Raw genomic sequence first — 8229 nt, 5'->3', positions numbered from 1 at the left:
CTGCGTTTTCCCATGCAGCTGCGCATCGACCTCAAACCGGCTTTGTCCAAGGAAAAGCTCGACGCCCGGCTGCGGCGGGATTTCGAGAATACATCCGCAAAGAAGCCGCCAATGGCTGAAGGACCTCCTGCCGCAGCGGCTCATCCCCATCGTCCTCGACCAGGCCGGCATCGCCGCTGCCTGTCCGGTCAACCAGATTTCCCGGGAACAGCGGCAGGACCTGGTCGATACCCTCAAGGCCCTGAGCCTGACCGTGACCGGGACGCGTCCCATTGAAGAAGCCATCGTCACGGCTGGCGGCATTGCCGTCAAGGAAATCAATCCCAAGATGATGGAGTCGAAACTTGTCCCCAATCTCTATTTTGCCGGAGAAGTCATCGACATCGACGCCTTTACAGGCGGCTATAATCTGCAGGCAGCCTTTTCGACGGGCTTCGTCGCCGGAACGGCGGCCGCTACAAAGGAGTGCATACCATGCGAAAATTGACGGTTGCCATTGATGGGCCGGCCGGAGCGGGCAAGAGCAGTGTCGCCAAGGTCCTGGCCAACCGGGTCCATTACTTGTATATCGATACGGGTGCCATGTACCGGGCCTTTACCTGGGCCGTCCTGGAAAAAGGCATCGACCTTTCTGATGAAAAAACGGTCCGTGACCTCGTCGATACCATTGATATCCGCCTGGAACCGCAGGCAGACCTGTGCCGCGTCTACGTCGGACCGACGGAAGTGACCGAAGCCATCCGGACCCAGCGCGTATCTTCCCATGTTTCTGCCGTCGCGGCTCTTGCAGTCGTACGGGAAAAACTGGTAAAATTACAACAGGCCATGGCCAAAGAAGGCGGCGTCATCCTCGACGGCCGCGATATCGGGACTGTCGTCCTGCCCCAGGCAGACCTCAAGATCTTCCTGACGGCGTCTGTCGATTCCCGGGCCCGCCGCCGTTATTTGGAAGTCCAGGCCAAAGGTGGCAGCGAGACGTATGAAGAAATCGCTGCCAGTATCGCCGCCCGCGACGATATGGATTCGCACCGCACCGTTTCGCCGCTGAAGAAGGCCAACGATGCCATCGTCGTCGACAACAGCGATCTCGATTTAGAGCAGACGGCCGACGTCATCCTGGGCCTGATGAAGGAGCGAGGCTGATGCATACCTTTACATATGGCGTGATCTGCAAGATTTTCAATGTCGCTACCTACGGCGTCCTGGGCATGGAAGTCATCGGTGAAGAGAACATCCCCGAAAAGGGGCCGTTCCTGGTTGTCTGCAATCATGCCAGCAATTTCGATCCGCTCCTGCTGGGGACGGCCATGCGCCACCATCTGATCCATTTCATGGCTAAAGAGGAATTGTTCCGCAATCCCCTCATGGGCTGGTTCCTGCGCTATGTCCACACCTTCCCGGTCCACCGCGGCCACATCGACCGCAAAGCCGTCATCGAGTCCTTTCGGGTCTTGAAGAGCGGCGAGGTCCTGGGGATTTTCCCTGAAGGGAAGCGGACGCGGGGCGGCAAAGTCGGGCCTTTCCATGAAGGCTTTGCCGGAATCGCCATCAAGGCCAAGGTGCCGGTCCTGCCGGCAGCTATCGTCAATTCCGAATTCCTGCCGAAAAAGACCGGTCCCGTCCGGGTCATCTTTGGCAAACTCGTCCCGGCACCGCAGGGAAAGGCATCGGATCGCGACTTGGTCAAAGGTTTTTCCGACGAAATCCGCGATATTATCATAGCTATGCAAAATCAGTATAAAGGGGACGCAAAATGAAAGTAACTCTCGCCGCGGCCTGTGGCTTTTGCTATGGTGTGCGCCGGGCTGTCGAGCTTGCGGGGCAGGCCGAAAAGGGGACGCATACCCTGGGGCCCATCATCCACAATCCGCAAGTTGTCGGGCGTTTAGCCGCTCATGGCGTATCGCCGGTCGACTCGCTGGACGATGTCGACAAGGGGGCTGTCGTCCTGATACGCTCTCACGGAGTCGGCCCGGATGTCTATGAACAGGCTGACCAAAAAGAACTAAAAGTCATAGATGCGACGTGTCCACACGTCAAAAAGGCCCAACAAGACGCTAAAAACATCGTCGAAAAGGGCGAAAAACTCATAATAGTAGGAGAAAAATCCCATCCTGAAGTAATTAGCATTTCACAATGGGGGGCAAATCATGCTATTATAATAGATGGGGAAGAAGAAGCTGAAAAAATTCCCTTTTGCGATTCTATGGGAGTCGTCGTCCAGACGACGTTCTCTCAAGAGCAATTCAAGCGTATCGCCGCTATCCTGCAACGAAAGACCAATCATCTCGATGTGCATATGACCATATGCACGGCGACGCAGCAGCGTCAGCAGGCAGCGATAGAACTGGCAGGCCATGTGGACGCCATGATCGTCATTGGCGGCAAGAACAGCGCCAACACAGGTCGCCTCGCGCAGGTATGCCGTGAACAGGATTGCCCGACATACCACATCGAAACAGCAGCCGAATTGGATACGGCCTGGTTCCGTGGTATGAATCATATAGGCATTACAGCCGGCGCTTCCACGCCGGATTGGATAATACAGGAGGTTGTTAAGATTATGGAAAATTTGCAAGCTGAAGGCACAGAAGTAATGAGTGAAGAATTGTTGGACAAGTATGACTATGAAGAAAATCCAAAGAAAGGTGACGTGGTCAAAGGCACGGTTATTTCTGTGAATGATGATGCTGCCTATGTTTCCATCGGTACGAAAGCAGAAGCAATCCTGCCGAAAAAGGAAATGGCTGTTCCCGCTCCGGAAAAAGCAAGTGACTTTGTCAAAGTCGGCGACGAACTGACTGTTGAAATCGCCAACAACATCAAAGAAGAAGGAGCTATCGTCGTTTCCCTCGTCAAGATGAAAAAAGTCGAAGACTGGAAAGAAGTCCGCGATGCTTTTGAAAACGACCAGCTCGTCGAATGTACAGGTAAAGAAACGAACAAGGCTGGCCTTGTCGTTTCCATCAAATCCCTGCGTGGTTTCATTCCCCTTTCCCAGGGCGATATCAAATTCGTTAAATCTTTGGACTATCTCGTAGGCCAGACCTTCCAGGTCAAAGTCATCGACATCGACGAACACAAGAACCGCCTCGTCCTTTCCCGCAAAGCCGTCCTCGAAGCAGAACGCGAAGCAAAACGCGAAGAAGCCCTCAAACACATTGAAGAAGGCGCTGTCCTCGAAGGCACGGTCGTCAAGATCATGCCCTATGGTGCATTCATCGATCTCGGCGGCGTAGAAGGCCTGCTCCACATTTCCGACATTTCCTGGAAACGCATCAGCTCTGTCGATGCCGTTCTCCATACGGGTGAAAAACTCCAGGTCCTCGTTCAGAAATTCGATAAAGAACGGAACCGTATTTCCTTGTCCTTGAAAGCACTCCAGAAGAACCCCTGGATCGCTGCTATCGAAAAATTTGAAGTCGGCGATATCGTCAAAGGCGAAGTCAAGAAGCTCCTGCCCTTCGGCGCTATCCTGGCCATCGATCCGGAATTGCAGGGCTTGCTCCACATTTCCGAATTGACGGAAAAACGCGGCGTTGCTGTCAAAGACCTGGTCAACATCGGCGATGTCATGAACGTCAAGATCATCGGCATCGATACGGATAAGAAAAAGATTTCTCTCAGCGTCTTGGCCATTCAGAAAGATGAAGAAGAACAGGAAGTTCGCAACTATCTCGATAACCAGGATAAAGAAGAAGAAAACAACTAAGGTTTCACAAAAAGGGGATAGCCGGGCTCTACCGGTTATCCTTTTTTCGTCTATAGAAAGGATTCTGCCATGTACAAACCCTTAGTCGCTGTCGTCGGGCGTCCGAACGTCGGCAAATCGACGCTCTTCAATGCCATTGTCAAGAAGCGCATTTCCATCGTCGAAGACATTCCCGGCGTGACGCGCGACCGCATTTATTTCGACGCCGAATGGCTCGGCCAGGAATTCACCATGATCGATACGGGCGGCATCGAATTCGTCGATTCAGATAACCATATCTTTACCAGTATGCGTTATCAGGCTGAACTGGCCATCCGCGAAGCCGACGTCATCCTCTATGTCGTCGACGGCAAAGTCGGCGTCCAGCCTCAGGATGAAGAAATCGCCCACCTCCTCCGCTCATGCGGCAAGCCGGTCATCCTGGTCGTCAACAAGATCGACAGCGTCGAACAAGAAATGAATATCTACGAATTTTACAGCCTCGGCCTGGGCGACCCCATCGGCGTCTCGGCTGTCAACCTGATGAACCTCGGCGACCTCCTCGACGAAGTCCTGAAGTACATCAAGAAAGTCCCGGCCATGGACGATGACGACGAAGCCATCCACATCGCCCTCGTCGGCCGGCCGAATGTCGGCAAGTCATCCCTGACCAATGCCCTCCTGGGGCAGGAACGGGTCATCGTCAGCAACGTGCCGGGGACGACGCGCGATTCCATCGATACCCACTGGTCCTATGAAGGGACGGATTTCGTCCTCATCGATACGGCCGGTATGCGCCGCAAGGCCAAGATCGACATGCCTGTCGAACGCTATAGCGTCGTCCGGGCCCTGCGCGCCGTCGACCGTTCGGATATCGCCGTCCTGGTCATCGATGCCACAGAAGGCGTGACCGAACAGGATACGAAGATCGCCGGTTACGTCCATGAAGCCGGCAAGGGCTGCATCATCGTCGTCAACAAGTGGGACCTCGTCGAAAAGGACAGCAAGACGAGCCACAAATTTGAAGAAGACATCCGCCGCGAACTGGCTTTCCTCCAGTATGCGCCCATCCTCTTCGCTTCGGCCCTGACCAAGCAGCGCATCAACCGCCTGGCCGACATGGTCAAGTTCGTGTCGGAACAGCAGCACATGCGCGTGTCGACGAGCGTCCTCAACGAACTCATCGAAGATGCCCAGCTGACCAATCCGCCGCCGGCCAAGGGCGGCAAGCTGCTCAAGATTTACTACATGACCCAGGCTTCGGTCCAGCCGCCGACGTTCATCCTCTTTGTCAACGAACCGCAGCTCATGCATTTCTCGTACCTGCGCTTTCTGGAAAACCGCCTGCGCGAAACCTTCGGCTTTGAAGGGACGCCGATCCGGCTCATCCTGCGCGGGAAGAAGGACGGTGAAAGCTTATGATGCTCGGAATCCTCTGCCTGGTACTGGCCTATATCGCCGGGTCCTTCCCAAGCGGTCTGGTCATCGGCAAGGCCTTGTATCATACGGATATCAGGGACTACGGCAGCCATAACACGGGGGCGACCAACGCCTACCGCGTCCTCGGCGCCGTCGGCGGCCTGCTGGTCCTCATCTGCGATGTCGCCAAGGGGATGCTCGGCGTCTACCTCGGCCAGGTCGCCAGCCAGTCGGGCCTGGGCAGTACGGACACGCAGATCTACTTCATGATCGCCGGCGGCCTGCTGGCCATCGTCGGCCATTCGTGCTCGATTTTCCTCAAGTTCAAAGGCGGCAAAGGCGTCGCCACGGGCCTGGGCATCATCCTGTTCCTGGCCCCGTGGGAAACGCTCATCGTCTTCTGCGTCTGGGCCGTCATCGTCGCCCTGACGCGCATCGTCTCCCTCGGTTCCATCGTAGCGGCCATCCTGGTGCCCGTTACCATGTTCTTTTTCAACGAACCTCTGCCGCTGACGATTTTCGGCCTGCTGGCAGCCCTGCTGGTCGTCGTGCGCCATAAAGACAACATTATCCGCCTCATGCACGGCAAGGAACTGAAGGTCGAACGAATTAAGAAAAAATAGATTGATATGTAATAAAAAACGTGTATAATTAACTATGTACGAGCAGGTGATCCTATGAGAATCATATCCGGCAGTGCCAGAGGACGGGTCCTGAAGTCCCCGAAGGGGATGCTGACCCGGCCGACGCTGGACCGTACGCGGGAAAGTCTCTTCAACATCCTCGAAAACAGCGGCGGCCTGCGCGGTGCCGCTGTCCTCGATATCTTTGCCGGTACGGGTGCCCTCGGTCTGGAAGCGCTGAGCCGCGGTGCGGCATCGGCTGTCTTCATCGACCATTACACGCAGCAGCTCATCCGCCAGAATGCAGCCCTTTGCGGCTTTGCAGACTGCGTCGAAGTGCTGCGCCTTAACTCGGCCAAAGCCCTGGCACGGCTGCAGGGACGCAAATTTGATTATATCTTTGCGGACCCGCCGTATAACAAAAATTTGGTGAACGATACAATCGCTTTGATAGGTGAATACGATTTGCTGGCTCCGGGAGGATTGATTCTGATGGAATACAGCCGGAACGAAGGTATAACGGAGAGCCCATTGTATGAGGTCATCAGAGAAAAATCCTATGGGAAAGACACGCGGATTGCCTTTATCCGCCGTCGTCAGGAAGGAGTCTAGAAAGTGCGAATCGGTATTTGTCCCGGCAGTTTTGATCCTGTCACCAACGGACACATTGACATTTTTGAACGGGGGAGCCAGCTTGTCGACAAGCTCATCGTCGCTGTCTTTGAGAACCCGTCAAAGAAGCCCTTGTTCTCGATGGCAGAACGGGAAGAGATGTTGCGGGAAACGACAAAACACATTCCCAACATCGAAGTCGTCAGCTTCCATGGCCTGCTCAACGAATATGCCATCGAACACGGTGCGACTATCATCATCCGCGGCCTGCGCGCCCTGAGCGATTTTGAATACGAATTCCAGCGGGCCCTGCTCATGAAGAAGGTGGAACCGCGTATCGAAACGGTCTTCATCATGACCAGTACCCAGTATTCGTATATCAGCTCGACAGGTATCCGCGAACTGGCCTGCTTCGGCGGCAAGCTCGACGATATGGTTCCCGATTATGTCGAACAGAAACTGAAAGAGAAGTTTGCAGACAAGTACAATGCTTAGGAGTGGAGAATACATGAATTCGGATAAACTGTTAGAAGATTTGGAAAGTTTGGTAATGAACGCCTCGAAGATGCCTTTTACCAATAAGAAGATGGTCGAAGAAGAAGAAATCCTTCAGATCATCGACGATTTGAAAGAATCCATGCCGGCCGAATTGGAACAGGCCAAGAAAGTCTTGTCCGAAAAAGATAAGATCATTTCCGATGCCCAGCATCATGCCGAAAGCATGGTCGCCCAGGCCAAGGATTATATTGCCAAATTGACAGAAGAAAGCGAACTGGTACGGCAGGCTCAGGAACATGCCAACCAGATCATCCAGAATGCCAACGATTCGTCGGAACAGCTGAAGAACAGCTCCATTACCTATGCCGGCGATGTCCTCAAATACGTTGAATCGACATTGGAAAAGACCTTGTCCAGCATCCAGCAGAACCGCGAAAGCCTGCTCAAGAATAACGGACATCAGGACGACAAGCCGGATCAGCAGTAATCATGGCTTATACGAGAGGGACTGTCGCATGAAAGTTATCATGCGAGGTCCCTTTTTTTATCCGCATGGCGGGTAGATAGGAGGTACTATGAACGAAATTACGTCCCGCGACAACCAGTGGGTCAAGATGGCCTGCTCCCTGAAGCAGAAGAAAGGCCGCCAGGCCCATCAGCGCGTCTTCGTCGAAGGCCTGCGGGTCATTGCCGACGCAGCGGCCATGGCTATTCCCGATGCCATCTGCTTCGTCTCGGAAAAGGGGCGGGCCCTGGATGGCTTTGAAGCCTCTATGCCAGAGGCCTCGAATTGGGATGGACTTTTTATGCCGTCACCGACAGCGTCTATGACAAGCTGAAAGACACCAGGACGCCCCAGGGATTGGCGGCCATGCTGCCTTTCTTTGCCTATACTTTCGACAGCCTGCCGGCCATTGCGCCGGAAAAGGCCGTCCTCTATCTGCGCTCCATCCAGGACCCGGGCAATCTGGGGACCATCCTGCGCACGGCGGCTGCGGCCAATGCCGGCGCCGTCCTGCTCAGCGAAGGCAGTGTCGACGTCTATAATGACAAGACCATCCGCAGTGCCATGGGGGCTATCTTCAAGGTCCCCGTCGTCCAGGACGTGACCGATGAACAGCTGGACCAGTTCTGTGCCGACGAGGACCGCCAGGTCTATGGGACGGCTCCGGAAGGGACCGTCTCGTATGTCGACGCCGACTACAGCCAGCCTGTCATCCTGGCCTTCGGCAACGAAGGCAACGGCCTGCCTGGTCCTTTCCTGGACTGCTGCGATGACGTACTGACCATCCCCATGCGTCCCGATACGGAATCGCTGAACCTGTCCATGTCGGTCGGCATCGTCTTATATAAGGCATGGGAAAAAAATGGTTTTAAGGAGTAACT

Annotated in this window: 11 protein-coding genes; all 11 read left to right on the top strand. The window is 54.6% G+C overall.

The features are described 5' to 3' along the window. On the top strand, positions 1 to 487 hold a 487-nt coding region (locus tag NM10_RS10090; RefSeq protein WP_020311477.1), incomplete at its 5' end, for an NAD(P)/FAD-dependent oxidoreductase. After that, a complete protein-coding gene (cmk, locus tag NM10_RS10085) occupies positions 475 to 1143 on the top strand; it encodes a (d)CMP kinase (protein WP_020311476.1) in 669 nt (222 codons plus the stop codon). The genes NM10_RS10090 and cmk, both read left to right, overlap by 13 nt. Beyond that, on the top strand, positions 1143 to 1757 hold the full coding sequence (locus NM10_RS10080; protein ID WP_020311475.1) for a lysophospholipid acyltransferase family protein: 615 nt from the start codon (positions 1143 to 1145) through the stop codon (positions 1755 to 1757). The genes cmk and NM10_RS10080 overlap by 1 nt, the downstream gene beginning before the upstream one ends. Then, complete coding sequence (locus tag NM10_RS10075) at positions 1754 to 3712, top strand: bifunctional 4-hydroxy-3-methylbut-2-enyl diphosphate reductase/30S ribosomal protein S1 (RefSeq protein WP_020311474.1); 1959 nt, start codon at positions 1754 to 1756, stop codon at positions 3710 to 3712. The genes NM10_RS10080 and NM10_RS10075 overlap by 4 nt, the downstream gene beginning before the upstream one ends. 69 nt (positions 3713 to 3781) lie before the next feature. Further along, positions 3782 to 5113, top strand: coding sequence for a ribosome biogenesis GTPase Der (gene der, locus NM10_RS10070; protein ID WP_020311473.1), 1332 nt, complete (start codon positions 3782 to 3784; stop codon positions 5111 to 5113). After that, positions 5110 to 5733: a glycerol-3-phosphate 1-O-acyltransferase PlsY gene (gene plsY, locus NM10_RS10065; RefSeq protein WP_020311472.1), complete on the top strand. Its 624-nt coding sequence runs from the start codon at positions 5110 to 5112 to the stop codon at positions 5731 to 5733. Before der ends, plsY begins: the two co-directional genes overlap by 4 nt. A 54-nt stretch (positions 5734 to 5787) precedes the next feature. Then, positions 5788 to 6345 (top strand): 16S rRNA (guanine(966)-N(2))-methyltransferase RsmD, encoded by a 558-nt coding sequence (gene rsmD, locus NM10_RS10060; protein ID WP_020311471.1) that lies wholly within the window; start codon positions 5788 to 5790, stop codon positions 6343 to 6345. Positions 6346 to 6348: 3 nt separating this feature from the next. Next, entirely contained in the window at positions 6349 to 6840 is a 492-nt protein-coding gene (gene coaD, locus NM10_RS10055) for a pantetheine-phosphate adenylyltransferase (RefSeq protein WP_020311470.1), read from the top strand. A gap of 13 nt (positions 6841 to 6853) precedes the next feature. Next, entirely contained in the window at positions 6854 to 7330 is a 477-nt protein-coding gene (locus NM10_RS10050; RefSeq protein ID WP_020311469.1) for a hypothetical protein, read from the top strand. Between the two features lie 88 nt (positions 7331 to 7418). Continuing rightward, positions 7419 to 7682 (top strand): hypothetical protein, encoded by a 264-nt coding sequence (locus NM10_RS14720; protein WP_020311468.1) that lies wholly within the window; start codon positions 7419 to 7421, stop codon positions 7680 to 7682. After that, positions 7634 to 8227, top strand: coding sequence for a TrmH family RNA methyltransferase (locus NM10_RS13380; protein ID WP_239639702.1), 594 nt, complete (start codon positions 7634 to 7636; stop codon positions 8225 to 8227). The genes NM10_RS14720 and NM10_RS13380 overlap by 49 nt, the downstream gene beginning before the upstream one ends. The last annotated feature ends 2 nt before the right edge of the window (positions 8228 to 8229 follow it).

The organism is Megasphaera sp. NM10 (assembly GCF_000417505.1).
Classification (GTDB): Bacteria; Bacillota; Negativicutes; order Veillonellales; family Megasphaeraceae; genus Megasphaera; species Megasphaera intestinihominis.
This window is presented reverse-complemented; position numbering and strand designations above follow the sequence as displayed.

Bases quoted from the DNA above. Each gene is read 5' to 3' on its own strand.
- cmk (WP_020311476.1), top strand. From the start codon at position 475: ATGCGAAAATTGACGGTTGCCATTGATGGGCCGGCCGGAGCGGGCAAG.
- NM10_RS10080 (WP_020311475.1), top strand. From the start codon at position 1,143: ATGCATACCTTTACATATGGCGTGATCTGCAAGATTTTCAATGTCGCT.
- NM10_RS10075 (WP_020311474.1), top strand. From the start codon at position 1,754: ATGAAAGTAACTCTCGCCGCGGCCTGTGGCTTTTGCTATGGTGTGCGC.
- der (WP_020311473.1), top strand. From the start codon at position 3,782: ATGTACAAACCCTTAGTCGCTGTCGTCGGGCGTCCGAACGTCGGCAAA.
- plsY (WP_020311472.1), top strand. From the start codon at position 5,110: ATGATGCTCGGAATCCTCTGCCTGGTACTGGCCTATATCGCCGGGTCC.
- rsmD (WP_020311471.1), top strand. From the start codon at position 5,788: ATGAGAATCATATCCGGCAGTGCCAGAGGACGGGTCCTGAAGTCCCCG.
- NM10_RS10050 (WP_020311469.1), top strand. From the start codon at position 6,854: ATGAATTCGGATAAACTGTTAGAAGATTTGGAAAGTTTGGTAATGAAC.
- NM10_RS14720 (WP_020311468.1), top strand. From the start codon at position 7,419: ATGAACGAAATTACGTCCCGCGACAACCAGTGGGTCAAGATGGCCTGC.